Raw genomic sequence first — 24,162 nt, 5'->3', positions numbered from 1 at the left:
GCACCCATGGGCCCCGTGCAGTGTAGAAAGCACGGGGGTAGGACCACAGGTGTAACCGGGAACAACCCGGCTTTCCCCGCGCGATGGGTTACGGCTTATACGTGCTCTCCCCGGCGAGACTGGGCTCTTTTGTCACCGTCATCAGCAAGAGACATCGCCCTCGCTGACGAGACACCTGCCACTAGGGCGTCAGGCCTGCACGATTTCGCCGTCCGCTTCATGCGCGCTCGTCAGTCACGCACGCGGCGTCCACCGCATCCCACCACAACGTTCGTGACGATCGCGAAACGCCCCTCGAGCGGGTGAGACGGGAAAATCTATATACTGATTTGACGTTACGATAAACCGAAATATTTTTGCCTGACGCGCTTGACAGGTTTTGATGGTTTGCCCGTCGGGTTGTTGTGTCGCAGGGGAGCGTTGCGGATTGCGCTTGCATGCGGAGCGACGCAGTCCGTGCGTAGGGTAGGCACAGCACAGGCGTGCCCACCATCACGGGAACGCCGCGAATGGCGGGCAGGCGCTGACGCAACCTTTGCCCACCCCTGCGATTCCGCTCGCAATCCCGGGCTCGTCAACCGCTCAGCGCAATGTGATGAACGGCCCGCGACAAGCTCAAACCTGTTGCCCGGCGGACATATCGACACGGCCACCCATCGGATAAATTGGTACGATTCGATCTGCCACATCGTCGGGGGAACACACCATGAGACTGCCATCCGCCGCCCACGCCATGCTGTTCCTGCTGGCGCTGCTCACTGGGTCGTCCGCCGCCCGGGCCGACGAGGCGGCCGTGACGCTCGTCATCTTCAAGGGCGGCTGGGTGTTCGGCGGTTCCATCGGCAAAGGCGTCATGACCTTCCACGGCCAGACCTACGGGCTTTCGGCCGGCGGGCTCGACTATGGCCTCGTGTTCGGCGGTTCCCAGACCACGCTGCAAGGGCGGGTGCGCAACATCAAGCGGGCCGAGGACATCGCGGGCGTCTATGCCGCGGCCGGCATGGGCGTTGCGCTCGGCGCCGGCGTCCGCGGCATCGTGCTGACCAACCAGAACGGCGCGATCCTGGAATTGGGCGGCAAGCAGCTCGGCCTGATGGCCAATCTCGACCTCTCCGGCCTTGCTATCACGCTCAAGCAGTAACGCGCAGCGCGCAGGGTGGCTAACCAACCCTGCGATTCCACGTCACCCCTTCACGGCGGCCACGCCCTCGATCTCGATCAGCATCTGCGGATTGGGCAGCGCCACCACCACGCAGGTGGTGCGCGCCGGATAGGGCGGCGGCCCGAACGCGCCGGCATAGAGCGCGTTCATCGTGGCGACGTCGGACGCGCGCGTCAGCAGCACGTTGACCTTGACGAGGTCGCGCATCGTGGCCCCGGCCTCGGACAGCACGCGTTTGAAGTTGGTCACGACATTGGCGAACTGCGCGTCGAATCCGTCGGGCAGGCCGCCATTGGTGTCGAAGCCGGGAATGCCCGAGATGAACAGCAGGTCGCCGACGCGGGTGCCGAACGAGAGCGGCGGCGCCTTGAGGCCGGGCGGTGGCGGAAAGTGCTTGATTTCTGTCATGGGTCACCCGTCTGCACGTGATGGAAGGGCCGTGTCGATCGTATCGGGCGCGGTCGCGCGCCGGCGCCAGAGTTCGTAACCGATCATCCCGAGGATCATCGCGACGACGAATACGACGATCGGGGTCGAGAGGCCGGCGAAATTGACCAGCGCAGGCCCGGGGCAGATGCCCGCCAGGCCCCAACCGATGCCGAACAGCACGGCGCCGGTAACCAGCGGCGCATCGATGTCGCTGCGATCAGGCCAGCGAAACTGCGCCGCCAGCGCCGGCGCGCTGCGCTGCCGCGCGATCGCAAATCCAACAGCGGACACGGCCACCGCGCCACCCATCACGAAGGCGAGCGTCGCGTCCCAGGCGCCGAAGATGTCGAGGAAGCCGAGCACCTTCTGCGGGTCGGTCATGCCAGAGATCAAAAGGCCCGCGCCGAAGATCAGGCCGCAAATGAAACTCGCAACGATCGCGGGCATCGCTAGCCTCCCAATCCGTGTCTGACGAGTGCGACGGTTGCGAACGCCACCAGCATGAAGATCAAGGTCGCCGCGATCGAGCGCACCGACAGCCGCGCGAAGCCGCAGACGCCATGCCCGGAGGTGCAGCCATTGCCCATGCGGGTGCCGAATCCGACCAGCAGGCCCGCCAGCGCGATCACCGCGAGACTCGCATCCATCGCCGGCCGCGGCAGCGGCGCGCCGAACAGCGCGGCGATCAGCGGCGCCGCGACCAGCCCCGCGACGAACGCGATCCGCCAGCCGCGATCGGCGGCGCCGGCCTGAAGCAAACCGCCGACCACGCCGCTGACGCCGGCGATCCGCCCGGTCAGCAGCATCAGCATCGCCGCCGCGAGCCCGATCAGAGCGCCGCCGAGGAAGCCGGAGAGGGGAGTGAAGTTGTGCATGGCGGTGGTCCCGTTGTGCAACCGGCAGTGCCGTAGCCCGGATGGAGCGAAGCGCAATCCGGGACGATCCATCCCGCGGCGAAAACCCCGGATTTCGCTTCGCTCCATCCGGGCTACGCTAGTCCACCTTGATCCACGCGGCCAGATCGCGCCACGGCTGCAGCGTCCAGTGTCCGGAGGCCGCGCCCGATGGCGAACATAGCACGAATATTGCCGGAAAGCCGCCGGCCTGTGGCTGCCGGCCAAGCGCGATCGCGCTGCTCGGCGTGTTGTAGAACAGGCTCGCCGCTGTCTTGCTGGTAAATGCGATGGTCTTCGGCCGATACGTTTCGATCTTTGCCCGGAACCCGACCACGTCGAACGACTGCCTCGCGATCTCATGATCCATCCCGGCGCCGGTCTTGGAAAGATCGGTGAAGCCGATGCCGAGTGCGAGCAAGCTTGCAAACTCACCCGGCCGATAGCGCCGCGCCGTGATGCCGGCCTCATGCAGCGCGCGCCAGAAGCGGTTGCCGGGATGGGCGTAGTAGTGCCCGACCGCGGCTGAGCGCGTGCTCGCAGCGGTGCCGACGAAGACCAGGCGAAGGTCGGCGCGGAGCTGGTCGGGGAGGCGATGGAGAGTGGTGTTGGGCATCAGCCGAGGCATCATACATCTAGCCCGGATGGAGCGCAGCGAAATCCGGGAGCGGGGCATCCGCGATGGACTTGTCCCGGACTACGCTGCGCTTCATCCGGGCTACGCAACTTCGCGCGACGACCTCCTCCGCGAGCGGGAGGGTGCCGCGAGCCCGGCGTCCAGCGTTGCAACAATCGATGTGACCCAGGCAGCGCCTCAACGCAAGTTGCATGACAGATCCTGCGGTTGCCTGCTCGGGCAAAAGGGTCTGTAATCGATCCAAGCAGAAGCAAGAACAATATTCCGGAGCAGGAAATGTCGGAAGCGGCAAAGACCCATTACGAGGTGATCGTCGTCGGCGCCGGCGTCGCGGGCATCTATCAGATCAAGCGGCTGGTCGATCTCGGCATCGACGCGACCGTGCTCGAAGGCGCGCCCGATCTCGGCGGCACCTGGTACTGGAACCGCTACCCCGGCTGCCGCTTCGATTCCGAGAGCTACACCTATGGTTTCTCGTTCTCGCGCGAACTGCTCGACGAGTGGCACTGGAAGGAGCGCTTCTCCGGCCAGCCCGAGAACCTGCGCTACCTGAATTATGTCACCGACAAGTTCGATCTGCGCAGGCACATGCAGTTCAACTGCAAGGTCGAGGCGATGCGCTTCGACGAGACGCGCGACCTCTGGCAACTGAGGATCAGCGACGGCCGCGAATTGACCTGCCGCTTCGTGGTGCTCGCGATCGGGCTGCTCTCCGCGCCGACCATGCCGCGCGTGGAGGGCATCGACGACTTCAAGGGCCGCTCGTTCCATACCTATTACTGGCCGCACGAACCGGTCGATCTCGCCGGCAAGAAGGTCGCCGTGATCGGCACCGGCGCCACCGGCATCCAGCTGATCGGCGAGATCGCGGACAAGGTCGCCGAGCTCACCGTGTTCCAGCGCCGGCCGAACTGGAGCGCGCCGCTCAACAACAGCGCGATCTCGGAACAGGAAATGGCCGACATCCGGGCGCGCTATGACGAGATCTTCGCCGCCTGCGCGCTGACGCCGGGCAGCTTCGTGCACGGGCCGGACAAGCGCGGCTTCTACGAGGTGACGCGCGAGGAGCGGCTTGCGACGTGGGACAGGCTCTATGGCGAGCCCGGCTTCGGCATCTGGCTGGCGAATTTCCGCGAGATCTTCATGGACGAGGCCGCCAACGCCGAACTCTCGGCTTACATCGCCGGCCGCATCCGCCAGCGTGTGAACGATCCCAAGGTCGCCGAAAAGCTGATCCCCAGGGATCACGGCTTCGGCGTGCAGCGCCTGCCGCTGGAGACGAACTATTTCGAGGCCTACAACCGCGACAACGTGCATCTCGTCGATCTCAGCGAGACGCCGCTCGTCCGCATCACCGAGACCGGCCTGCGCACCACGGCGCGCGACTACGCGTTCGACATCATCGTCTACGCCACCGGCTTCGACGCCATCACCGGCGCCTACGACATGATCGACATCACCGGCATCGGCGGCGAGAAGCTGGCCGACAAGTGGAAGACTGCGCCGTCGACCTTCCTCGGCATGCTCGTCCACGGCTTCCCGAACCTGTTGATGCCGACCGGTCCGCAAAGCGCCTCCGCGTCGACGAATTTCCCGCGCGGCATCGAGAATGGCGTCAACTGGTGCACCCACCTGCTGCAATACATGTGGGACCGCGGCCTGACCCGCGCCGATGCCACGCTCGAGGCGCAGGAGCGCTGGACCGCGCATGTCGTCAAGATGTACGAGATCATGCTGATGCGCAAAGCCAAGAGTTGGTTCACGGGATACAACTCCAACGTGGCGGGGCACGAAGAGGGGACGGTGCGGTACTTCGTCTACAATGGCGGCACGCCGAAGTTTCTCGGGATCATCAACGAGGTGGCGGCGGAGGGGTATCAGGAGATCGAGTTCGGGGCGGGTGCGGATGGCGATGTCAAGACAGCGGTGCGCGCGTCGGCATAGATTGTAACGAGGTGAGCGCCGCAATTTGTGGGATGCGTGGCGCATAGCGAGATGGCGTCGCGGTCTTTTGCGGCGACGGTATTGCAGATGTGTTTGTTCGTGAGGGCCGCGTCAGTGGATGGGTTCCCTCCCTCCTTGCGGGGGAGGGTTAGGGAGAGGGGTGGCGCTTGTGATACCCCTCTCTCCAACTCTCCCCCGCAAGGGGGGAGAGCCCTTCCGATGTGCCCGCCTCACATTGCGCAGGCTCGCAGTTCGCATGAGCGAAGCGATATGCGGAACGCTGTGAGCCCGGACGTCACTTCGCTCATCCGGCTACGTTTGCTGCAAGAAAAAGCCGGGCTCTCGCCCGGCCTCTTCACATTTGATGGATGCTCGGGCGGGCAAGACGAGCCCCGAGGCCTCACAACACCCGATTGCTCTCCTTCACCACGTCCGCATCCAGATACACGCTCTCGCCCATCTCCTTGAACTTGGCGCTCATCTTCGCCATGCCCTGCTCCTTGTCGTTGAGCGTGGCTGCGTAATCCCGCACGTCCTGGGTGATCTTCATCGAGCAGAATTTCGGGCCGCACATCGAGCAGAAATGCGCGACCTTGTGGGCTTCCTTCGGCAGCGTCTCGTCGTGGAATTTGCACGCCGTATCAGGGTCGAGGCCGAGGTTGAACTGGTCCTGCCAGCGGAAGTCGAAGCGGGCGCGGCTCAGTGCGTCGTCGCGGAGCTGCGCTGCCGGGTGGCCCTTGGCGAGATCGGCAGCGTGCGCTGCGATCTTGTAGGTGATGACGCCGGTCTTGACGTCGTTGCGGTCGGGCAGACCCAGATGCTCCTTCGGCGTGACGTAGCAGAGCATGGCGCAGCCGAACCAGCCGATCATCGCGGCACCGATGCCCGAGGTGATGTGGTCGTAGCCCGGCGCGATGTCGGTGGTCAGCGGGCCCAACGTATAGAACGGCGCCTCGCCACATTCCTTGAGCTGCTTGTCCATGTTGATCTTGATCTTGTGCATCGGCACGTGGCCGGGGCCCTCGATCATGACCTGGCAGCCCTTGTCCCACGCAATCTTGGTCAATTCGCCGAGCGTTTCGAGCTCGGCGAATTGCGCGCGGTCGTTGGCATCGGCGATCGAGCCCGGACGCAGGCCGTCGCCGAGCGAGAACGAGACGTCATACTTGCGCATGAGGTCGCAGATCTCGTCGAAATGGGTGTAGAGGAAGCTCTCCTTGTGATGCGCCAGGCACCACTTCGCCATGATCGAGCCGCCGCGCGAGACGATGCCGGTGACGCGGTTGGCGGTGAGGTGGATGTAGGGCAGGCGGACGCCGGCGTGGATGGTGAAATAGTCAACGCCCTGCTCGCACTGCTCGATCAGCGTGTCCTTGTAGAGCTCCCAGGTCAGCTTGACGGGATCGCCGTCGCACTTCTCCAGCGCCTGGTAGATCGGCACGGTGCCGATCGGCACCGGGGAGTTGCGCAGGATCCATTCGCGGGTGGTGTGGATGTTGCGCCCGGTCGAGAGGTCCATCACGGTGTCGGCGCCCCAGCGGATCGCCCACACCATCTTGTCGACCTCTTCCTCCACCGACGAGGTCACCGCCGAATTGCCGATATTGGCGTTGATCTTGGTCAGGAAGTTGCGGCCGATGATCATCGGCTCGAGCTCGGCATGGTTGATGTTGGAGGGAATGATGGCCCGTCCCCGTGCGATCTCCGACCGCACGAATTCCGGCGTGATGAAGGCCGGCACCTCGGCGCCGAAGCTTTCACCGTCGGCCAGCGCGGCTTCTGCGCGTTCCAACTGCTGCTTGCGGCCGAGATTCTCCCGCTCGGCGACGTAGATCATCTCCCTGGTGATGATGCCGGCGCGCGCGAATTCGAGTTGCGTGATCTTGTGGCCGTCGAGGCCGCGCAAGGGCTTGTGATGCGCGGTGAAGGCTTTTGCGGCATGCGAGGCGCCGACATTGCCGTTGTCTTCCGGCTTGATCTCGCGGCCTTGATATTCCTCGACGCCGCCGCGCTCCCTGACCCAGGCGAGGCGATTGCGCGGCAGGCCGGAATTGACGTCGATCGTGACGTTGGGATCGGTGTAGGGGCCCGAGGTGTCATAGACCGGCAGGTTCGGCTCGCCGGCACCTTCCGAGAGGATGATCTCGCGCAGCGGCACGCGGAGATCGGGCGCGGCCTCCGGCGCAGCGAAGATCTTGCGCGAAGACGGCAGCGGGCCGGTGGTGACGGCGGGAAGCGTGGTGTCGGGGTTGGAGCGGATGTTCATGAGGATCCTCCTTGTTATGGCGTCGTTCCGGACGGGCCGCGAAGCGGACCGATCCGGAACCTCGAGGTTGTGGTGCGAGATTCCGGGTTCACGCTTCGCGTGCCCCGGAATGACGCTGGTGGAAATGTCTGCATCACGCGGCCTCCGCATTGAGGCCGAGCCATTGTCTGACCCGCGCGTCGGGGTCGGCGTTCTGGGTGACGTCGGAGACGACGGCGATCGAGTCGGCGCCGGCGGCGAAGATCTCGGCCGCGTGCTCGAACTTGATGCCGCCGATCGCGACAAGGGGGATCGAACCGATGCGCTTCTTCCACTCGGTGAGCTTCGGAATGCCCTGCGGCGCGAACCGCATCGACTTCAGCGTCGTGAAGAAGATCGGGCCGAGCGCGATGTAATCGGGCTCTGCCGCGAGCGCGGTGGCGAGCTCCGCGTCATCATGGGTGGAGACGCCGAGCGTCAGCCTGGCTTTCCGGATTTCGCCGAGATCGGCGTCGACGAGGTCTTCCTGGCCGAGATGCAGATGCTCGGCGCCCGCGACGATCGCCGCGCGCCAGTAGTCGTTGACGACGAGCTTCGTGCCCGTGCCTTTGGTCACCGCGAGCGCGTCGCTGACGATCTGCAGCGCCGCGCCGTCGTCGAGCTCCTTGGCGCGCAGCTGGATGGTGCCGACGCCGAGTTTGGTCAGGCGCTCGACCCACTTGATGCTGTCGACGACAGGATAGAACTTGTCAGGATACGGCATGCCAGAACGGGGTCCCAACGACAGGGGTGGACGGGGAGGCGAAGTCGCGGGCGCCCATCAGCCCGGCTTCATAGGCAATGCGGCCGGCCTCGACGCCGAGGCGGAAGGCGTTGGCCATCGCCACCGGATCGGCGGCCTTGGCGACCGCGGTGTTGAGCAGGACGGCGTCATAGCCGAGTTCGAGCGCCTCGGCGGCATGCGACGGCGCGCCTAGTCCGGCGTCGACCACGAGAGTGATGTCGGGCAGGCGATCGCGCAGCAGCCGCAAGGCGTCGCGGTTGATGATGCCTCTTGCGCTGCCGATCGGCGCTGCCCACGGCATCACCACCTTGCAGCCCGCATCGACCAGGCGGGAGGCGACCGAGAGGTCCTCGGTGCAGTAGGGGAACACCTCGAAGCCGTCCTTGATGAGGATCGCGGCGGCTTCGACCAGGCCGACCACGTCGGGCTGCAGCGTGTCGTTGTCGGCGATCACCTCCAGCTTGATCCAGGGCGTGCCGAACAGTTCGCGCGCCAGCTTTGCGGTGGTCACCGCCTCCTTCACGCTGCGGCAGCCGGCGGTGTTCGGCAGCACGGTGACGCCGAGCTCGCGGATCAGCGACCAGAACGCGTCGCCCGTCTTGCCGCCGGCGGCCTCGCGCCGCAGCGACACCGTGACGATGCTGGCACCGGAAGCGCGGATGGCAGCCTGCATGATCGCGGGCGAGGGATAGAGCGCCGTTCCGATCAAGAGGCGGGAGGGGAAGGATTTGCCGTAGAAGTTGACCATCAATGTCTCCGCATGGTGCGGTCTGCTCCCTCGCCCCGATCTTGCGGGGAGAGGGTTGGGGTGAGGGGCGATCGACCTCGCCCTGGAAGCGGGGCGAGGTGAAGAGCGTCGCGCGGCGGGAATGTGCCAATCACCATCACCCTCCCTGCCGCGGCGTGATGATCTCGATCTCGTCGCCGGCCTTCAGCTCGGTCTCGGCCCAGCGGCTCTTCGGCACCACGTCGTAGTTCACCGCGATCGCGAAATGCGTGCCTTCGTAGTCGAGCTCGCTCAACAGCGCGCCGACGCTTGCGGCCGCGATCTCGCGCTGCTCGCCATTGACGATCACGCGCATTGCATCACCTCGTTGTCGATTTCGCCGCGCGTCACGAAGCCGAGCGTCAGCTCCGCAAGCGCCGGCGCGAGCAGGAAGCCATGACGGTAGAGTCCGTTTACCGTGATGCGTTCCTGCTCGATCCTGATTTTCGGCAGATTGTCCGGATAGGCCGGGCGCAGGCCGGCGCCGAATTCGACGATGCGCGCTTCGCCGAAGGCCGGATGCACGACATAGGCCGCGCCCAGCAACTCCAGCGCCGAGCGGACGCTGACCCCTCGATCCTCGGCCTCGATCGAGGTCGCGCCCAGCATGAAACGGCCGTCGCCGCGCGGGATCACGTAGAGCGGCCAGCGCGGATGAATGAGACGCACCGGACGCGACAGTTCGACCTCCGGTGTCTCGATGATGATCATCTCGCCCTTGACGCCGCGCAGGCCCGGCTCGCGATCGCGAGCGCAGAGACCCCGGCAATCGATCACGAGACCGTCGGGATCATCGGCCGCGGCGTCGCTGCTGAAGCTGATGGTGGCGCCTGCCTTCGCGATTGCGGCATGGAGCTGCGGCAGCACGCGGCGCGGCTCGACATGGCCCTCGTCGGGATAGAACAGCGCGTCGCGAAAACGGCCCTGCAGCGACGGTTCGAGGTCGCCGACCCCCTGCGCATCGAGCCGGCGATGGCCTGACGTGAGCCGGGCGAAGCGTTCGAAATCGGCGCGGTCGCGCGGATGCGCCACCACCAGCGAGCCGTTGAACGGCGTCTGCGGGAAATGATCGCGCCACAGGCTGAGCGAACGGATGCCGAGCCGGCCGATCACCGGCTCGGAAGCTTCCGCCTCGCACCACGGCGCCAGCATGCCGCCGGCGAAGTGGCTGGTGGATTCCGTCATCGCGGCGTCACTGCGCTCGTGCAAGGTCACCGCGTGCCCCGCCTGCGCGAACAACAGCGCATGCCAGGCGCCGGCTATGCCTGCGCCGATGATGGTGACGGGGGATTCCCCCCGCAGCTTGCTCGTCTGGTACATCCCTGTCCCTTCGCCGGCATGACCCGGATCAGGTTCAAAGGGTCACCGCGGTCCCGGACTGATCGCCATCGCTGGCGGGTCCAAGCTTGCGGTATCTCAGCTCCTCATCGGAGCACCCCTCGGAACGGCTCTAATGTAGGCCGATGGACGGATGTGTCAACTTGTATGCCAGAACGTGCATCGTGCCGTGGTGCGCGACGGGTGCACTGCCGAATGATTCTGCAGGAATTGCGGAGCGGGAACAGGCCGATCGCGCCGCGGGCCGATCAGCGAAACGCGCGATCGGGCTTATCTTGCAGCCTGTTCCGGGTCGGCTTCGGCGGTGTCGGTGGTCAGTTGATCCTGCTTTGCGAGTTCCTTGGGCGGCGCGCCTTCGCCGGCATGTTTCGCTTCTTGCAGGTGCTCGATGCGCTGGTGCTTTGCGACGTAGTAATACCCGCCCGCGAAATAACGCACGGCTCGATCGAAATCGCCTTGGGCAGCGCGATAGGCGCCGGCGAGGTATTTGACGCCATATGTCAGGTTGGTCTCGGCGTCACGCAGGCCTTCGGCAGTCCCCGTGTAGCCGAGGCTGCGGGCGGTCGCGAGCTTGATCTGCATCATGCCGATCGCGCCGCCGCGCCCGATCAGCCTCGGCTGATATTTGCTCTCGCGCACGATGACGCGATGCACCAGCTCTTCCGGCACCAGATTTGCCCTGGCGTGGGCCGCCACCGTCGTCTCGTACTGGGCACGCGACTGCGCCCTCGCGGGTGCGCACAACGCCAGCACGGCAATTGCGGCAAGCAGGCCAGGGATTTGCAGCTTCTTCATTTTCCTATCGCTCGAACTGTTCACGAGATGGCGGGTTCCGCATCCTGATTGGAACGGCGAGCGGGCAGGAATGTGGCAAAGCCGCCGCGGACTGGCCGTCGGCAGTTGTCCACAGCCGGGCCGGGAGTGGAATTCGCGCAAGATGATTCAAGTTGTCGGCATGGATTTTTTCTGAACGCGATTTCTTGCTGATTGTCGTGCAAACGACTCAGCAGAGGTTTATAACGCTGCCCAACAGCGTGCGGCGCTTGAGACAATACGTCTGTCCATTCATCATCTGTCCATTCAACGTCTGTCCATTCAGCGGCACGCGAGAAACGATTCAGGGAGGTGCGCCATGATTCGTCAGGATATGGGCTATTCGCCACGACAAAATCCCTGCGCACAATGCGGCAAGCCGATCCCGCGTCCGGACTGGGTCGAGCATGACGAGGGCCGCACGACCTATCTGTGGAATTGCCGCGCCTGCAATTACCGCTTCGAGGCCATCGCGATCTACGACCACGAGCAGCTGACACCGCTCGCCGCGTAGAGCGTTTTCGATTCAATCAGAACCGAAGCGCCAGCTCTCGATCAGGCCGCCGATTTCCGCGGCGCCCGGTCGAGCGGCTGCTGCTGACGCGCCGGCAACCGGATGCGGACCACGAGCCCGTGCGGCTGCCGGTCGTGCAGCGACAGCGTGCCGCCATGTGCGAGCACGATGGCGTTGGCGATCGACAGGCCGAGGCCGAAGCCCTCGGCTTCGTCCATGTTGCGCGCGTCGTCGCCGCGCACGAAAGGCTCCAGCACGCTCGCCTTGTGCGCGTCCGAAATGCCGGGACCGTCATCCTCGACATCGATGGTGAGTTCGTCTGGCGTGACGGCGAGGCGGACCGCGACCTGCCCGCCGAAGCGCACCGCGTTCTCCACCAGATTGGTGATGCTGCGATGCAGATCGCCGGGCCGCGCGGTTGCCATCGCGTGCTGCGGGCCCTCGTAGGTGACCTTGTGGCCCATGTCGGCGAACTGGTCGGTGACGAGATGCAGGGTGCTGGCGATGTCGACCAGCGTCATCTCCTCGAGCTTGCGGTCGTTGCGCAGGAAAGACAGCACCGATTCAAGCATCGAGCGCATCTGGTCGAGGTCGCGCAGCATGCGGTGGCGATGGGTTTCGTCCTCGATGAATTCGGCGCGCAGCCGCATCCGCGTGATCGGCGTACGCAGGTCGTGGCTGATCGCGGCGAGCATCTTGGTGCGGTCGTCGATCAGGGCAGTGATGCGCTCGCGCATCCGGTTCAGCGCTTTCGCCAGCGAACGGATTTCCTCCGGGCCCCGTTCGGGCAACGGCGCGGCGGCGCCGTTGAGGCTGAAGGTCTCTGCCGCCTTGACGAAGGACGACAGCGGCGCGGTCAGCGCCCAGGCCGCCCACAGGCCGAGCAGGGTGACGCTGATCACCGCGAACAGCACCGTTATCATCCACGGCCCGCCCCAGAACGGGCGCATGTGCTGGTCCGGCATCAGGTTCGCCGCGATCATCGCGCCGTCGGGCAGGCGGATGCCGACACGGCGGATCTCGCCGTCATCCCCCCTGGTGCCGACGGGGTCGGGCAGCAGGAAGATGTGATAGGTCGCACCAAGCCGGCGCAGCGCGTGCATGGTTGAGACGTCGGATTCCGCCGGAAGGGTGGTGTCCGCGGCGAGGTCGCCGATCGCAAGCTGCGGGAAGGCGCGGGCGACGTCGGCCATCAGCCGCGGCCGCTCCGATGCGGGCGCATGCCCGAGGAGCTGCGCGGCGGCAGCGAGCTGGGTGTGCCAGCGGTCCGGCGGCTCGGGCCTGTCGGGCCGGTGGATCAGGAAGCTGATGGTGATGATGAAATGCAGCGCGACGATCGACACGACCATCAGTGCCGCGATCTGTGCGCCGATCCCCCGCAGACTCAAGACGCGCAGCAGCTTCATGTCAGTTGCTCGTGGCGGCAACGGCCTCCACCCTCGGGGTGAACATGTAGCCGCCGGAGCGTACCGTCTTGATCATGGTGGCTTCCTGCGGATCGGGCTCGATCTTGCGGCGGATGCGGCTGACCAGCACGTCGATCGAGCGCTCGAACGATCCGGCGCTGCGGCCCTGCGTCAGGTCGAGCAGACTGTCGCGGGACAGCACGCGGCCGGGACGCTCGCAGAAGGTCCTGAGCAGGTCGAACTCGGCGCTGGTCATGGCGACGCGGGCGCCCTCGGGGTTGCGCAGCTCGCGCAGACGGATGTCGATGCGCCAGCCGAGGAACGACAGCGTGGTCGCACCCTCGATGGCGCTGGCGTTGCGCGCGGCGGCCTGCCGCCGCAGCACCGCGTTGATCCGCGCCAGCAGCTCGCGCGGGTTGAACGGCTTGGCCAGATAATCGTCGGCGCCCATCTCGAGGCCGAGGATGCGGTCGACGTCCTCGCCGCGCGCGGTCAGCATGATGATCGGCGTCTGCGATTCCGCGCGCACCTTGCGGCACAGGCTGAGCCCGTCCTCGCCCGGCAGCATGACGTCGAGGATCAGCAGGTCCACGCGATGATCGGCCATCGCCCGGGCCATCTCGCGGCCGTCGGATGCGGTGGTGACGTTGCAGGAATTGGTACGGAGATATTTGGCGATGAGGGCCCGCGTCTCGCGGTCGTCCTCGACGACTAGGATGTTGGGCGAAGCCTGGGTCATAGCGACGTTTTGTCCGTGATTCGGGGAAACGGCTCAGGATTTTTTGTTTCAGCATGTTTCTGAAATCTTGCCCGGCAAACAGAGCTAACAGGTCGTCGCCGCGCTGAAAAGTTATTGTTCTGTCATCAACGCTAATTACCTGAAATATCGACAGGATTTTTCGGACCCTGCCGCACCTCGAAGATGATGGGCCGCGGGCCTTGCGGATGCGCCGCGGCGCATCCGCAACTTGTCGGGGCGGGTTTGGATTTCACCATGCGAGCCATTCTTCCCGGTTGAGATACATCGCCCTGCCTGTCACCCTCGTCTGGGCCATGGGCCCGTCTCGCGACGGCATCGCTATCCCGATCTTCCGAAAGGAAAGGCCGGCTGTCGCATCTCCCGGGGAACCCGGTCGCCGAGCAGTGCGTTAATTTCAGGGTCAAGGCATGGAGGGTGAGATGGCAGTCGACGCGGTGACAACGCCGCATCAACTCATTGCGAGTGATCGCGTCGAGGGCACGGCGGTGCGGCGGCCCAATGGCGACATGATCGGACACGTTGAACGGCTGATGATCGACAAGATTTCCGGGAAAGTGTCCTACGCGGTGCTCAGCTTCGGTGGTTTCCTCGGCATCGGCACCAACCTCATTCCGCTTCCCTGGGGACGGCTGCACTACAATCCGAAGTTCGAGGCCTATGAGCTCGACATCGAGGATGATGAATTGAAGCGCGCGCCGTCATTCCGCGCCGACAAGGATTTCGACTGGGGCGATCGCTCGCAGGAAGTCGAGTTGCATCGGTTCTATGGCGTTCCGCCGTATTGGGGCGGCTTTTGAGCGCGAGTTCCCGTAGGAACGCTCGCTGACATTCCGGGTTTTCCCTCCAGCGATTTCGCGAAATGAGGAGAGCCCACGATGTTAGTCAAATCTATCGTCGCCGGCGTGGCCGGCTCTGCGCTGCTTGCGAGCGTTGCCTTCGCGCAAACACCGACCGACAAGAGTGACAAGACCGCGGCGACGACGGCCGCATCGTCGACCTCGTATCAAGGCGACTGGCGCGCCTCGAAGGTCGTCGGCCTGCGCGTCTACAATGACAACAAGGAGAGCGTCGGTACGATCAACGACCTGCTGATGGACAAGGGCGGTGCCATCAAGGCGGTGGTGATCGGTGTCGGCGGCTTCCTCGGCGTCGGCGAGCATCTGGTCGCCGTGCCGCTCGACAAGGTGAAATTCTCGACCGAAGCGGTCGCCTATACCGGCAGCAGCGCGTCGAACACCGGCAGCACCAACAAGTCGTCGACGACTACGACGGGTGCCGCCAACACATCGGCGTCGAAGCCGAATCCCTGGTATCCCGATCATGCCGTGTTCAATGCGAGCAAGGACGAGTTGAAGGCGATGCCGCAGTTCAAATATTCGACCGAGTGACTTTTCCCGCGTGGCGCAGATGCAGAGCGCGCCCGGCGATGCCGGGCGCGCTTTGTCGTTCGGGGATACGCGGCGGTCGCCATTGCGCAAACCTCCGCCGCGTTCATATTGCCGCTAATCGCTTCGCCTAGAGTAGGCTGGATTTCGCGAACCACAGGCAGAGGAAAATATTCCGACGCCTTACAAGAGGTGACGACCATGGATGTCGACAAGGCCGCAGCAGTGATTTCCGCAGCCGGTATCGAACTGACCGACCGGCGCCGGAACGGCACGGATGATGGCTGGTCGCTCAGTTTCTCCAACGGCGCGGTCGTGGAAGTCAGGGACAATGGGGAAATCTCCGCCTCCGGCAAGGGCGCCGAGGCGGTCGCAAGTCTGCTCGGCCTGCCCGGCAAATCTGCCTGAGGTCGCGGGTCTGAACCCTCACTTCGCCGGCTGATATCCGTCGGTCAGCGTACCGAGAAAGGCGACGACGTCGTCGATCTCGGCCGTCGTCAGGGCCGGTGCATCGCCACGCCTGCGGTCAAACGGCGGATCCATGTTGAGATTGGCCTTGATATTGGATTTGGCCGTTTCGGGCAGGTCGTCGTATTTGTCGATGCCGCCGTCGGCCTTGCGCGGGTACCAAAGCTCGGGCTTGGTCTCCCGCTCAACATAGAACCGCACCGCGTCACGCAGGGAATGCACGGCGCCGTTGTGAAAGAAGGTCTGGCGGAGCGCGACATTGCGGAGCGTCGGCGTCCGGAACAGGCCGCAATAGTCCTCGCGCTTCAGGAAATCCGTGCGCAGGGGTCCGCACAGCCCGAGGTCGAAATAGGCCGGGTCCTTGTTGGCGGGAATGTCGCGATTGCGCGGCACGCCGAGCGCGATCAGCCCGTAATCGGTGAACTGGGGCGGGGTGCCGTCGTTGCCCCGCTTGCTGATATGGCAGGAGGCGCAATTGCCCTTGTTCGGCGCGTTGAACAGCTCGAGCCCCCGCGCTTCCGCTGGCGCGAGTTCAGCCTTGCCGGCCAGCACCGCGTCATATTTGCTCGAATAGGGATAAAAGGTCCGGTAGTCCTGCTGGTAGACCTCGAGCGCCTTGAGGGCCGTCTTGTAGACAGTGGCAGGCTCGGCGGCTGCCTTGCTGGTCGCCTTCAGCCCGGCAATCGCCGCGATCTCCTTGCCGTGGCCCGCAGCCAGCACCCGGCGGGCCACCTCGGCCTCGTCGCGATTGCCCATCTCGAAACTGGAGAGGAGCGGAATCCGGGCCTGGTCGGCGCCACGGTCGACCCGTCCATCCCAGGTGAGGCCTCCGGTCGGGCCGTTGTCGATGCTCTCGTCGGCCTCGTCCTCGGAATCATGGAAATGCTCGCTGAAGGGCGGCACCGCCTGCAGGTATTTCAGGGAGGGGACGGCTCGCGTCCCCGGCTGCTGCATGTCGCCACCCCCCATTTGGACCGAAAGCGCATTGGCCGGGCCGAAACCGTGGGCGGGATCGTGGCAGGACGAACAGGCAAGCTTGCCCGACGGCGAGAGCGACGGATCGAAGAACAGCGCCTGACCGAGGGCGCCGAGCCGTTCGGCCTGCCGGCGCGCCTCGGTGCGTGACATCTCCGCCCCGGCCTGGCCGGGATCGATGGCCAAGGCGTTGAGGATCATTGCGAACCTGAAGACCCAATGCTTAATCCGCATGTTGCAAACCGGGCCTATGGCTGGAAATTGTATGGCGATCGAACGTGCCTTCGGTGCGCGTCCGGGTTATGACGAATGGAAAGATAGCAACAATCAGGTGATTGCTGGGGGCTTTGAATGCGAACGAAATCGGCGGTTATCCTTTGCGCGTCGAGTGTCTTGATCGGTGCATGCGGTCCGGCGCTGGCAGCGGAGAACAGTGCGGGGGCCAGGAAGGGCGCCGCCGCCGATCTGTCGCTGATCGACACGGTGGTGGTGGTCTACGCGGAGAACCGCTCTTTCGACAATCTCTATGGCAGTTTCCCCGGCGCCAACGGCGTCTCGAAGGCGGCTGCCTCGGCGCGGATCCAGCGCGACCGCAACGGCAAGCCGTTCCGTGAACTGCCGCCGGTCTGGGACGGCCTGACCGCCAAGGGTGTGACGCCGCCGGTGACGCAGGCGCAGACCGAGCACCTGCCCAATCGCCCGTTTTATCTGGACGATCCGAAGGGCTTCAAGCTCAGCTACGGCACGATCACACACGACCTTTGGCACCGCTTCTACCAGAACCAGATGCAGATCGACGGCGGGCGCAACGACAAGTTCGTCGCCCACGCCGATTCCGGAGCCTTGGTGATGAGCCTGTGGGACGGATCGAAGCAGGCGATGTGGAAGGTGGCCGAGAAATATACGCTGGCCGACAATTTCTTCATGGGCGCATTCGGCGGCTCCTTCCTCAACCATCAATGGCTGGTCTGCGCCTGCGTGCCCTATTATCCCAAGGCCGACACCAATCCGGCGAAGCCGTCGATCGCGGCTGTCGAGGCGGACGGCGTGACGTTGAAGGAAGCCGCCAATTCGCCGAAATCGGCGATGGACGGCATTCCGAAATATGTCAGCGACGGCAATATCACCCCCGACTTCTACGCCGTGAACACCATGCAGCCGCCCTATCAGCCGAGCGGCAACGAGCCGGCGAAGGATGGCGACAAGGCCTATGCGGATCCGACGAAGCCGACGACGCTGCCGCCGCAGATCGAGCCGACCATCGGCGATCTGCTCAGCCTCAAGCACATCACCTGGGCCTGGTACAGCGGGGCCTGGCAGGACGTGCTCGACCACGGCTACAAGTCGCCGGTCCCGAACTTCCAGTTTCACCACCAGGCTTTCAACTATTACGCCAGCTTCGCGCCCGGCACCGCCGCGCGTGCCGAACATCTGCTCGACGGAGGCCTGGCCGGCAGCGAGTTCATCAAGGCGATCGACGCCGGCAAGCTGCCGCAGGTCTCATTCTACAAACCGCAGGGCGATCTCAACGAGCATTCGGGCTATGCCGACATCCAGGCCGGCGACGCCCATATCGCCGATGTGGTTGCGCATCTCGAGAAGAGCCCGCAATGGCCGCATATGCTCGTTGTTGTCACCTATGACGAGAACGGCGGCCTTTGGGATCACGTGGCGCCGCCGAAGGGTGACCGCTGGGGCCCGGGCTCCCGCATCCCGGCGATCATCATCTCGCCCTATGCGCGCCACGGCTATGTCGACCACACGCCGATGGACACGACCTCGATCCTGCGCTTCATCACGCGCCGCTTCGAGCTGCCGACCCTGCACGGCATCACCGTTCGCGACGCCGCGATCGCCGCCCACGACCAGAAGCCGCTCGGCGACCTGACCAGCGCGCTGATGCTCAAGGACAAGTGAGGCGGAGATACCAGTCTGAAGTCGAAAATGAAAAGGCCTCGGTTCTGCTTCAACCAGAACCGAGGCTCGATGAAGTCAGGTCGGGCCGGTTGCCGGTGCCTACCAGCCGAGTTCACGCAGGTAGGCGGCGCGGGCGGCGACGCCGGTGTTGGTGAAGTCGGTGAAGACGCCATCCACGCCGAGACGGAAGAACTTCAGATACTCCTGGCTCGGATCGGCGTGATAGTCGCCGGCCAGATATTTCTTCTCGTTCCGGAACGTGAAGGGATGCACGAACAGGCCGAGCCTGTGTGCGTCGGCAACGAGGCTGGTGGCGTCCTGCGTCGTGGCGTCCGGCATAGATGCCTTGTAGGGGGAGCCATCGGCGTTGCTGTCCTTCCACGGTGAGATCCTGGCCGGCACGATGTAGAGCTTCCACGGACCGATGCCGTCGGCATAGGTCTTGATCTCCGCAAGGCCCTCGGGCGTCACCATCGCATCATACAGGCGCGCGTCACCCGCAACCGTCCAGTCGAACGGCCGGGAATTGGTGATGTTATTGAGCAGGACCTTGCCGGCCTTGAAGTCGACGCCGTTGCCATCGATGAGCTGGACCACCCGCGTCTGGAGGCCGTGGCTGCGCATATATTTCAGGCTGCCGGGCTCGAAGCTCTGAACAAAGATCGGAGCTTCCTTCGAATTGAGGCCGTTGTCGTTGATGAGCTTGATCAGGGCATCCTCGAGCGGGCGACTGCCGGGCGCGCCGCAGCCATTTGCTATGGCCTGGGCATTGTTCCAGGTCGGGTTCTTGGTTTCCGGATAGACGGTGATGGTGCGTCCCGTCTCCTTGCTCTTGGCCTTGGCGATATCGACGATCTCCTGGAAGCTGAGGATCGGGAATTTGCCGTTGAATACCTTCGGCCGCTCGTTGGCTGCATCATAGGTGGTGCCGGCGATCCAGTTCTTGAGTTCGGCCATGGTGAAATCGGTGATCGACCAGTCATTGGTATGGTCTTCGCCGTCGACGATCAGCGATTTCAGCACCGATTTGGGGTTGGCCGGATCGGTCAGGTCGGTGGGGTATTCAGCGGGTCCGCCGGCCGCAGACCTGGGGGCCTTGATCATGATTCCGGGCACCGTGCGCTTGCGGGCCGCAACCTCGGCATTGGTCTTCGCCACCGCGGCAACGTTGGTGTTGTCGCTGAGCCAGGGATTGTGACGTGCGACCAGGACGCAATCCTTGGTCAAATGGAGGTCCTCTTCAAACGAGTCGGTGCCAAGCGCAGCGGCCAGCTCGTACGATGCCTCGGTCTCTTCAGGCATCAGTCCCGGCACGCCGCGATGCCCGATCACCAACGGCGCCTTTCCATCGAGGGTCAGGAACGGCTTTGCGCCGGCCGGAGCCGTGGCTGTTTGCGCCGACGCCATCGATGACGGAAGCAATGCCAAGGCGAGCGTCAGGGCCGCAGCGCCGAGCAGGATCGCTCCAACATGTGGTTTCCGTCGCAAACGACCGTGCTTCATGACCAAGCCTCCAGCTTTCGGGGTAACATCTTTTGCGCAGCATCGCGTCGAATGCCGCAGGGCCGAGCCGAACAAGGCCGCCGCTGCAGTCTTCTAGCCCCGGTTTTTTGACAGGCAGATGACCGCCGGAGGGCAGGGGAGGCAAAAACGCCGGGATGCGCAAGATCTGTATATCAGGCTCTGTGCATGCGGGGCGGCGCGGTTCGCCGGGACGACTTGGTGAGCCAAACATCGTCACATCAGGGACTGCGGGTCCGGCGCAGTCGTGAGGCTCAACCGCAATCTCTCACTAGGCGATCGATCGGTCCAAGGACAGCCCGCAACGGCTCGTTCGCACAGCTTTGCCGGCGCCGACGATGCCCGCGTCCGAAACCGTTAACCACGCGCGTCGAGACCATCGATTCCGGCATCTGAATTGCCGCTATAGTCCGGCCGCAGCGAATTGGGGCCGGCGATGGACGAAACGGATCGAGACGACAATCCCGCGGTCGGCCGGATTCGTGGACGCTACCCCCGATACACGCGCGGCCGGCTGGAGGCCTTCGCGCAACGGCTGCAGGACAGGATCCATCCCGATCGCGTTCCGGTCACCTCGCTCGCGCTTGCCGGACCGACCGGGCGGATCAGCCTCTCCGAGGCGCTCGAGCTGGATTATCGGCCGGTTTCGCTGGGGGAGACGCTGGGGCCGCTGTGGGCGACGTATTGGGTCAGGGTGGTGGCCGAGGTACCGGCGGCCTGGGCCGGCTCGCGCGTGGAATTGTGCTGGGACAGCCGTTCGGAAGCCCTGCTGTGGCTCGATGGACGCTCACAGCAGGGCCTCAATCCCGGCCGCCACATCGCGCCGCTGATCCAGTCGGCGCGCGGCGGCGAGACGCTGACCTTCCACGTGGAAGTGGCCTGCAACGGTTTGTTCGGCGCATTCAACGGCGATCCGCAGGGCTATGCTCTCGCGGCGTGCGAGCTGCGCCGCTTCGATCCCGACGCATTGGCGTTCTATTTCGATTTTGACGTGCTGCGCCAGCTCGAGGCCGACCGGGATCCCGCGACGAAGAGCAGGTCCTACGGCGCCGTCGGCGAAACGGTGCAGCCGGCGCTGGATCGCACCTGGGCGGGTCGATTGCTGCACGACCTCAACCGCGTCTGCAACATCGCCGATCCCGACGATCGCGCGACATGGCCGGCAGCGCGCGCCATTCTGAGCAGCTTGCTCGCGGCGCGTAACGGCACGATCGCGCACGAGATGTCGGCGATCGGCCACGCCCATCTCGACACTGCGTGGTTGTGGCCGCTGGACGAGACGAGGCGCAAGGCGCAGCGCTCCTTCTCCACCGCGGTCGCGCTGATGGACCGCTATCCTGCATTCAAGTTCGCCTGCTCGCAGGCCTATCAATACGCCGTCATCGAGCAGCACGACCCCGATTTGTTCGCGCGCATCCGCGCCAAGGTCGCCGCCGGGCAATGGATCCCCGTCGGCGGCAGCTGGATCGAGCCGGACTGCAACCTGCCCTGGGGCGAGTCGATCTGCCGGCAGTTTCTCTATGGCCAGCGCTATTTCGAGCGGACCTTCGGCCAGCGCTCCACCGTGTTCTGGAATCCTGACGTGTTCGGCTATGACGGCCAGTTGCCGCAGCTGATGCGGTCGGCCGGGATGTCGCGCTTCCTGACCCAGAAACTGTCGTGGAACAGGTTCACGTCGCCGCCGCATCACAGCTTCCATTGGCGTGGCCACGACGGCAGCACCGTGCTGGCGCATTTCCCGCCGGCGGACACCTACAACGGCTCGGCGCAGGTCGCGGAACTGCGCTACCACGCGGCCAACTACAAGGATGCCGACCGGTCGCCCGACGCGCTTTACCTGTTCGGATACGGCGACGGCGGCGGCGGCGCCGACGAGACGATGCTCGAGACGCTCGCGCGCGCGCAGGATCTGCAGGGATTGCCGAGGATCGGGATTCGCAACGTCGACGAGTTCTTCGACCGCCTTGCGATGTCGGCTGCGGATCTGGCGACGATCGAGGGCGAGCTCTATCTCGAATATCATCGCGGCACCTACACCACGCAAGGCGAGATCAAGCGCCTCAACCGCGCCTGCGAGGCCGGCCTCCAGGCGCTCGAATTCGTCACCACGCTGGCGCGCGCGTGGCGGCAGGAGGCGCCGTCGGCCGGGGAGATCGAATCGCTCTGGCGCACGCTCCTGACCAATCAGTTTCACGACATCATCCCGGGCAGCAGCATCCGCGAGGTCTATGAGCGGGCAGAGGTCGAGCTCGCCGCCGTCGAGGAAGAGGCCAGACGCCGCACGCAAGCCCTGCTGGCCGTACTCTGCGACCCCGGAACCGACTGGACGCCGATCAATACGCTCGGCAGTTCGCGCGCCGAGATCGCGGCCGATCCGGACGGCGGGCTCCACTGCGTCGTCGCTGCGCCGCTCGCGGCGGGAACGACGACTGCGACGGACGAGCGTGTGTCGATATCGTCCGGCCCCGGCGGCTTCGTGCTGTCGAACGCGCAGCTCGAGGCGCGCATTGACCGCAACGGCCTGGTGCAGTCGCTGATCCATCTGCCGACCGGCCGCGAAACCCTCGCTTCTCCGGGTGCCCGCTTCGTGCTGCTCGACGACAGGCCGCTGCAATTCGAAGCCTGGGACATCGATCCGTTCGCGCTGGAAACCGCGCGCGACGTTACCGGCGAGGTGAGCTGCGAGGTGGTGTCGGATGCCGGACTGCGCGGCGCGCTGCGCTTCGAGCGCGCGCTCGGCAAGGCGAGCCGGCTCTCCCAGGTGATCCGCCTCGATGCGGGCGCGCATCACCTCGAATTCGAGACTGAAATCGACTGGCAGGAGCGCAAGACGGCGCTGAAGGTGATGTTCCCCGTCGCCTGCCGCGCGCCTCATGCGACCTATGAGACGATGTTCGGTGCGACCGAACGGCCGACGCATGCCAACACCGATGCGGATGCCGCGAAATACGAGGTCCCCGGCCATCGCTGGTCGGATCTGTCAGAGCCGGATTTCGGCGTGTCGCTGTTCAGCGACGTCAGGCATGGCTATTCGACGTTCGGCAGCCAGCTCGCGCTGACGCTGCTGCGCGGGCCCGAGTCGCCCGATCCGAAGGCGGATCTCGGGCGTCACCGGATGCGCTATGCGATCTATCCGCATGCGGGCGATTGGCGCTCCGCCGACAGCGTCGGCCGGGCGCTGCGCTTTTCGCGGCCGCTGCTCTGGGTCAAGGGACGCCCGCGCGATCCGTTGAAGCGGTCGCTGCTGACGGCATCTCCGTCCAACGTCGTCGTCGATACGCTCAAGCCGGCCGAAGACGGCGAGGGCTGGGTGGTGCGGCTCTATGAAAGCGCGGGCATTCGCGCCGGCGCGTTGCTCGACTTCGGCGTCGACGTCGCGTCGGTGTGGATGAGCAATACTCTGGAAGACCGCATCCACGCATTGCCGACGCAGGGCCGGACCTGCCGCCTGTCGCTCCGCCCGTTCCAGATCGCAACGCTGCGAATCTTCCAGGAGTGATCGGCGCACCTACGGCAGTTTCGCGAGCGTGACCTCGGAGGGCGGGCAGGTGATCGCGGCTTCCAGCATGTCGAGGATGTTCTCGACCGTGAAGGGTTGCCCCCACAGGCGGCTGCCCTTGGTGTTGCGGGATTCCCGTGCCGCTTCGTGGGCCGAGAGCACGGCGTTGGCATAGATCGCCATGATCGAGAGCCGCTGTTCGACGATCGCCGGAGGCAGCGGCAGCATGCGCTTCAGGTGATTGAAGCACTCGACATAGCCGGCGTTCCACCGGTCGCTCAGCGCCTCGCGCAACGCCTTGGGGTTGGTCGCCTGGAGCTGTGAGGTGAAGCGGATGTAGCCGCGCCACCGCTCGTCTTCGCCGAGCTCGATGACCGGCATGATCAGGATCAGCATCACCTCGCGAATGCTGGTCGGACCTCCGCGTCGATCCATCTCGTCGAGCATCCCGCGCCGTCGCGCGTCGAGCACGGTGGCGCCGTCGACGACCATTTGCCGGATCAATTCCTCCTTGGTCCGGAAGTGATAGTGCAGCGCCGCATTGTTGCGCTGGCCTGCGGCATCGACGATCTGCTGCACCGTCACCGCGTCGATGCCATTGCGGGCAAACAACATTTGCGCCGCGGCCTTGATCTGGTTCCGCGTCTCTTCCGAGCCGGCGCGAGGCGTCGTCCGCATTCTGCTTGACATTCGAATCTCCCTGATC

The 24,162-nt window shown here is 64.9% G+C and carries 23 protein-coding genes and 1 riboswitch; of the genes, 8 read left to right on the top strand and 15 right to left on the bottom strand.

Going from position 1 to position 24,162, the window contains the following annotated elements:
• Nucleotides 1-706: 706 nt before the first annotated feature.
• A complete protein-coding gene (locus JQ586_RS26860; RefSeq protein WP_212397636.1) occupies nt 707-1,141 on the top strand; it encodes a hypothetical protein in 435 nt (144 codons plus the stop codon).
• Nucleotides 1,142-1,183: 42 nt separating this feature from the next.
• On the opposite strand, the gene JQ586_RS26855 is transcribed toward JQ586_RS26860, so the two are convergent.
• The 4 genes from JQ586_RS26855 to JQ586_RS26840 form a co-directional block, all read right to left on the bottom strand.
• Nucleotides 1,184-1,570: a RidA family protein gene (locus JQ586_RS26855; protein WP_212397635.1), complete on the bottom strand. Its 387-nt coding sequence runs from the start codon at nt 1,568-1,570 to the stop codon at nt 1,184-1,186.
• A 3-nt stretch (nt 1,571-1,573) separates the two neighbouring features.
• Nucleotides 1,574-2,038: a YeeE/YedE family protein gene (locus tag JQ586_RS26850; protein WP_212397634.1), complete on the bottom strand. Its 465-nt coding sequence runs from the start codon at nt 2,036-2,038 to the stop codon at nt 1,574-1,576.
• A gap of 2 nt (nt 2,039-2,040) precedes the next feature.
• A complete protein-coding gene (locus tag JQ586_RS26845; protein ID WP_212397633.1) occupies nt 2,041-2,466 on the bottom strand; it encodes a YeeE/YedE family protein in 426 nt (141 codons plus the stop codon).
• Nucleotides 2,467-2,584: 118 nt separating this feature from the next.
• The gene (locus JQ586_RS26840) at nt 2,585-3,100 is read right to left on the bottom strand and encodes a mismatch-specific DNA-glycosylase (RefSeq protein ID WP_212397632.1); all 516 of its coding nucleotides are present in this window, start codon (nt 3,098-3,100) and stop codon (nt 2,585-2,587) included.
• A gap of 297 nt (nt 3,101-3,397) precedes the next feature.
• Between JQ586_RS26840 and JQ586_RS26835 the strand changes: the two genes are divergently transcribed.
• Complete coding sequence (locus JQ586_RS26835; protein WP_212397631.1) at nt 3,398-5,065, top strand: NAD(P)/FAD-dependent oxidoreductase; 1,668 nt, start codon at nt 3,398-3,400, stop codon at nt 5,063-5,065.
• Between the two features lie 400 nt (nt 5,066-5,465).
• Here JQ586_RS26835 and thiC read toward each other — a convergent pair whose 3' ends face one another.
• The 6 genes from thiC to JQ586_RS26805 form a co-directional block, all read right to left on the bottom strand.
• Nucleotides 5,466-7,331 carry a phosphomethylpyrimidine synthase ThiC gene (gene thiC / locus JQ586_RS26830; RefSeq protein WP_212397630.1) on the bottom strand — a complete coding sequence of 622 codons (1,866 nt, stop codon included), beginning with the start codon at nt 7,329-7,331 and terminating at the stop codon, nt 5,466-5,468.
• Between the two features lie 133 nt (nt 7,332-7,464).
• The gene (gene thiE, locus JQ586_RS26825) at nt 7,465-8,073 is read right to left on the bottom strand and encodes a thiamine phosphate synthase (protein WP_212397629.1); all 609 of its coding nucleotides are present in this window, start codon (nt 8,071-8,073) and stop codon (nt 7,465-7,467) included.
• A complete protein-coding gene (locus JQ586_RS26820) occupies nt 8,060-8,842 on the bottom strand; it encodes a thiazole synthase (protein WP_212397628.1) in 783 nt (260 codons plus the stop codon). Before JQ586_RS26820 ends, thiE begins: the two co-directional genes overlap by 14 nt.
• Before the next feature lie 136 nt (nt 8,843-8,978).
• Nucleotides 8,979-9,176 (bottom strand): sulfur carrier protein ThiS, encoded by a 198-nt coding sequence (thiS, locus tag JQ586_RS26815; RefSeq protein ID WP_212397627.1) that lies wholly within the window; start codon nt 9,174-9,176, stop codon nt 8,979-8,981.
• Nucleotides 9,167-10,180, bottom strand: coding sequence for an FAD-dependent oxidoreductase (locus tag JQ586_RS26810; RefSeq protein WP_212397626.1), 1,014 nt, complete (start codon nt 10,178-10,180; stop codon nt 9,167-9,169). Before JQ586_RS26810 ends, thiS begins: the two co-directional genes overlap by 10 nt.
• Nucleotides 10,168-10,310, bottom strand: a riboswitch (TPP riboswitch). Its footprint overlaps the gene before it by 13 nt.
• Before the next feature lie 158 nt (nt 10,311-10,468).
• A complete protein-coding gene (locus JQ586_RS26805) occupies nt 10,469-10,993 on the bottom strand; it encodes a lytic transglycosylase domain-containing protein (protein WP_212397625.1) in 525 nt (174 codons plus the stop codon).
• A gap of 337 nt (nt 10,994-11,330) precedes the next feature.
• Between JQ586_RS26805 and JQ586_RS26800 the strand changes: the two genes are divergently transcribed.
• Complete coding sequence (locus tag JQ586_RS26800; RefSeq protein WP_212397624.1) at nt 11,331-11,525, top strand: hypothetical protein; 195 nt, start codon at nt 11,331-11,333, stop codon at nt 11,523-11,525.
• A 41-nt stretch (nt 11,526-11,566) separates the two neighbouring features.
• Here the strand turns inward: JQ586_RS26800 and JQ586_RS26795 are convergent, their stop codons facing one another.
• Nucleotides 11,567-12,931, bottom strand: coding sequence for an ATP-binding protein (locus tag JQ586_RS26795; RefSeq protein WP_212397623.1), 1,365 nt, complete (start codon nt 12,929-12,931; stop codon nt 11,567-11,569).
• Between the two features lies 1 nt (nt 12,932).
• The gene (locus JQ586_RS26790; RefSeq protein ID WP_212397622.1) at nt 12,933-13,670 is read right to left on the bottom strand and encodes a response regulator; all 738 of its coding nucleotides are present in this window, start codon (nt 13,668-13,670) and stop codon (nt 12,933-12,935) included.
• Nucleotides 13,671-14,110: 440 nt separating this feature from the next.
• Between JQ586_RS26790 and JQ586_RS26785 the strand changes: the two genes are divergently transcribed.
• From JQ586_RS26785 to JQ586_RS26775, 3 genes are all read left to right on the top strand, one after another.
• Nucleotides 14,111-14,488, top strand: a complete 378-nt coding sequence (locus tag JQ586_RS26785; RefSeq protein ID WP_212397621.1) for a PRC-barrel domain-containing protein — start codon at nt 14,111-14,113, stop codon at nt 14,486-14,488.
• A gap of 78 nt (nt 14,489-14,566) precedes the next feature.
• A complete protein-coding gene (locus JQ586_RS26780) occupies nt 14,567-15,079 on the top strand; it encodes a PRC-barrel domain-containing protein (RefSeq protein WP_212397620.1) in 513 nt (170 codons plus the stop codon).
• 198 nt (nt 15,080-15,277) lie between these two features.
• A complete protein-coding gene (locus JQ586_RS26775; protein WP_212397619.1) occupies nt 15,278-15,484 on the top strand; it encodes a hypothetical protein in 207 nt (68 codons plus the stop codon).
• 18 nt (nt 15,485-15,502) lie between these two features.
• On the opposite strand, the gene JQ586_RS26770 is transcribed toward JQ586_RS26775, so the two are convergent.
• The gene (locus tag JQ586_RS26770) at nt 15,503-16,753 is read right to left on the bottom strand and encodes a cytochrome c peroxidase (protein ID WP_212397618.1); all 1,251 of its coding nucleotides are present in this window, start codon (nt 16,751-16,753) and stop codon (nt 15,503-15,505) included.
• Between the two features lie 117 nt (nt 16,754-16,870).
• On the opposite strand from JQ586_RS26770, the gene JQ586_RS26765 reads away from it, so the two are divergent.
• Nucleotides 16,871-18,436, top strand: a complete 1,566-nt coding sequence (locus JQ586_RS26765; RefSeq protein ID WP_212397617.1) for an acid phosphatase — start codon at nt 16,871-16,873, stop codon at nt 18,434-18,436.
• A gap of 99 nt (nt 18,437-18,535) precedes the next feature.
• Here the strand turns inward: JQ586_RS26765 and JQ586_RS26760 are convergent, their stop codons facing one another.
• Nucleotides 18,536-19,939: a glycerophosphodiester phosphodiesterase family protein gene (locus JQ586_RS26760; RefSeq protein ID WP_212397616.1), complete on the bottom strand. Its 1,404-nt coding sequence runs from the start codon at nt 19,937-19,939 to the stop codon at nt 18,536-18,538.
• 454 nt (nt 19,940-20,393) lie between these two features.
• Between JQ586_RS26760 and JQ586_RS26755 the strand changes: the two genes are divergently transcribed.
• Nucleotides 20,394-23,456 (top strand): glycoside hydrolase family 38 C-terminal domain-containing protein, encoded by a 3,063-nt coding sequence (locus tag JQ586_RS26755; protein WP_212397615.1) that lies wholly within the window; start codon nt 20,394-20,396, stop codon nt 23,454-23,456.
• A gap of 9 nt (nt 23,457-23,465) precedes the next feature.
• On the opposite strand, the gene JQ586_RS26750 is transcribed toward JQ586_RS26755, so the two are convergent.
• Nucleotides 23,466-24,146 (bottom strand): TetR/AcrR family transcriptional regulator, encoded by a 681-nt coding sequence (locus JQ586_RS26750; RefSeq protein ID WP_212397614.1) that lies wholly within the window; start codon nt 24,144-24,146, stop codon nt 23,466-23,468.
• Nucleotides 24,147-24,162: the final 16 nt, after the last annotated feature.

The organism is Bradyrhizobium jicamae, assembly GCF_018130215.1.
Lineage (GTDB): Bacteria > Pseudomonadota > Alphaproteobacteria > Rhizobiales > Xanthobacteraceae > Bradyrhizobium > Bradyrhizobium jicamae_A.
Note: the sequence above shows the minus strand (reverse complement) of the source record. Positions and strands in the feature narration are given on the sequence as shown.

Bases quoted from the DNA above. Each gene is read 5' to 3' on its own strand.
- JQ586_RS26765 (WP_212397617.1), top strand. From the start codon at position 16,871: ATGCGAACGAAATCGGCGGTTATCCTTTGCGCGTCGAGTGTCTTGATC.
- JQ586_RS26755 (WP_212397615.1), top strand. From the start codon at position 20,394: ATGGACGAAACGGATCGAGACGACAATCCCGCGGTCGGCCGGATTCGT.
- JQ586_RS26785 (WP_212397621.1), top strand. From the start codon at position 14,111: ATGGCAGTCGACGCGGTGACAACGCCGCATCAACTCATTGCGAGTGAT.
- JQ586_RS26775 (WP_212397619.1), top strand. From the start codon at position 15,278: ATGGATGTCGACAAGGCCGCAGCAGTGATTTCCGCAGCCGGTATCGAA.
- JQ586_RS26840 (WP_212397632.1), bottom strand. From the start codon at position 3,100: ATGCCCAACACCACTCTCCATCGCCTCCCCGACCAGCTCCGCGCCGAC.
- JQ586_RS26845 (WP_212397633.1), bottom strand. From the start codon at position 2,466: ATGCACAACTTCACTCCCCTCTCCGGCTTCCTCGGCGGCGCTCTGATC.
- JQ586_RS26780 (WP_212397620.1), top strand. From the start codon at position 14,567: ATGTTAGTCAAATCTATCGTCGCCGGCGTGGCCGGCTCTGCGCTGCTT.
- thiE (WP_212397629.1), bottom strand. From the start codon at position 8,073: ATGCCGTATCCTGACAAGTTCTATCCTGTCGTCGACAGCATCAAGTGG.
- JQ586_RS26750 (WP_212397614.1), bottom strand. From the start codon at position 24,146: ATGTCAAGCAGAATGCGGACGACGCCTCGCGCCGGCTCGGAAGAGACG.
- thiS (WP_212397627.1), bottom strand. From the start codon at position 9,176: ATGCGCGTGATCGTCAATGGCGAGCAGCGCGAGATCGCGGCCGCAAGC.
- JQ586_RS26810 (WP_212397626.1), bottom strand. From the start codon at position 10,180: ATGTACCAGACGAGCAAGCTGCGGGGGGAATCCCCCGTCACCATCATC.
- JQ586_RS26855 (WP_212397635.1), bottom strand. From the start codon at position 1,570: ATGACAGAAATCAAGCACTTTCCGCCACCGCCCGGCCTCAAGGCGCCG.
- JQ586_RS26795 (WP_212397623.1), bottom strand. From the start codon at position 12,931: ATGAAGCTGCTGCGCGTCTTGAGTCTGCGGGGGATCGGCGCACAGATC.
- JQ586_RS26800 (WP_212397624.1), top strand. From the start codon at position 11,331: ATGATTCGTCAGGATATGGGCTATTCGCCACGACAAAATCCCTGCGCA.
- thiC (WP_212397630.1), bottom strand. From the start codon at position 7,331: ATGAACATCCGCTCCAACCCCGACACCACGCTTCCCGCCGTCACCACC.
- JQ586_RS26760 (WP_212397616.1), bottom strand. From the start codon at position 19,939: ATGAAGCACGGTCGTTTGCGACGGAAACCACATGTTGGAGCGATCCTG.
- JQ586_RS26820 (WP_212397628.1), bottom strand. From the start codon at position 8,842: ATGGTCAACTTCTACGGCAAATCCTTCCCCTCCCGCCTCTTGATCGGA.
- JQ586_RS26805 (WP_212397625.1), bottom strand. From the start codon at position 10,993: ATGAAGAAGCTGCAAATCCCTGGCCTGCTTGCCGCAATTGCCGTGCTG.
- JQ586_RS26790 (WP_212397622.1), bottom strand. From the start codon at position 13,670: ATGACCCAGGCTTCGCCCAACATCCTAGTCGTCGAGGACGACCGCGAG.
- JQ586_RS26850 (WP_212397634.1), bottom strand. From the start codon at position 2,038: ATGCCCGCGATCGTTGCGAGTTTCATTTGCGGCCTGATCTTCGGCGCG.
- JQ586_RS26770 (WP_212397618.1), bottom strand. From the start codon at position 16,753: ATGCGGATTAAGCATTGGGTCTTCAGGTTCGCAATGATCCTCAACGCC.
- JQ586_RS26860 (WP_212397636.1), top strand. From the start codon at position 707: ATGAGACTGCCATCCGCCGCCCACGCCATGCTGTTCCTGCTGGCGCTG.
- JQ586_RS26835 (WP_212397631.1), top strand. From the start codon at position 3,398: ATGTCGGAAGCGGCAAAGACCCATTACGAGGTGATCGTCGTCGGCGCC.